General features: G+C 68.0%; 1 protein-coding gene. It reads left to right on the top strand.

The window, feature by feature from the left end:
- Window positions 1-179 precede the first annotated feature (179 nt).
- Window positions 180-528: CoA ester lyase (locus KBX53_RS35410; RefSeq protein ID WP_247676659.1), on the top strand; the 349-nt coding region annotated here is incomplete at its 3' end.

Raw genomic sequence — 528 nt, 5'->3', positions numbered from 1 at the left:
GGAGCTGGCCCCGGTCACCACCACCAGTCGACGCCCAGTGAGATCTTCCACAGGTCCATTCACCCCGGTCATGGCGCGAGGTTACCGTGGCGTCACAACGACCTTTGGGATCGTTAAGGTTTCGGATCTGTCGTCAGGTGGCGTCGGCGTGCCCGCCGGACGCTGGAAGGAGCGCATCCATGGCCGCAGTCGGTCGCCCCCGCAGGTCCTGCCTCGCCGTACCGGGTTCCAGCGTGAAGATGCTCGGCAAGGCCCAGGGGCTCCCGGCCGACCAGGTCTTCCTCGACCTGGAGGACGCCGTCGCCCCGCTGGCCAAGCCGGACGCGCGCAAGAACATCGTGGCCGCGCTCAACGAGGGTGACTGGGCCGGAAAGACCCGGGTGGTCCGGGTCAACGACCTGACCACCCCGTGGACCTACCGGGACGTCATCGAGGTCGTCGAGGGTGCCGGCGCCAACCTGGACTGCATCATGCTGCCGAAGGTGCAGACCGCCGAGCAGGTGCACTGGCTGGACCTGCTGCTCACCC

The organism is Micromonospora sp. M51 (assembly GCF_018070305.1).
GTDB lineage: Bacteria > Actinomycetota > Actinomycetes > Mycobacteriales > Micromonosporaceae > Micromonospora > Micromonospora parva.
Note: the sequence above shows the minus strand (reverse complement) of the source record. Positions and strands in the feature narration are given on the sequence as shown.